General features: G+C 64.3%; 1 protein-coding gene. It reads right to left on the reverse strand.

The genetic code is table 11. The annotated features are described in order from the left end of the window. The coding region (locus AB4Y92_RS25520; RefSeq protein ID WP_441822158.1) for a hypothetical protein at nt 1-510 on the reverse strand (510 nt) is incomplete at both ends.

Genomic DNA, 510 nt, shown 5'->3' on the forward strand with positions numbered 1-510 from the left:
CGGCAAGCACGATGCTCCGCGGCGACCGTTTCGAACCAGTTCTGCTGCCCGAAGGAATAGCGGATCGTGCGCTCATCCTCGGTGCGGGCAAAATAATTCGCGCGTTCCCAGCCCATCCGGGAGCCGAAGACAGCCTGTTTGGCGGCCAGGCGCTCATAGAGCGGCGAGCGGCGGAAGGGCCTTGCAGTATCGAGTTCGCGGTTCGGCCAAGGCATGGCGTAGTGAAGGCCGAGCGTCTCCTTGATGCGATCCTTCAGCCAGGCCGGATTGTTGTTGAAATTCGCGAAGCGGCGGATGTCGACGGGCCAGAGATCGCTCGTGGCCTCGCCCGCGACGATCCATTCGGCCAGTGCGCTGCCGGCGCCGCCGGCGGACGCGATCCCCATCGAGTTGAAGCCAGCGCCGACATAGATGCCGGCCACTTCCGGAGCCTCGCCCAGGAGGAAGTTGTTGTCCGGCGTGAAGCTCTCGGGACCGTTGAGGAAGGTCTTGATCTGCGCCGTTTCCAGG

The organism is Lysobacter sp. TAB13, assembly GCF_052113885.1.
GTDB lineage: Bacteria > Pseudomonadota > Gammaproteobacteria > Xanthomonadales > Xanthomonadaceae > Lysobacter > Lysobacter gummosus.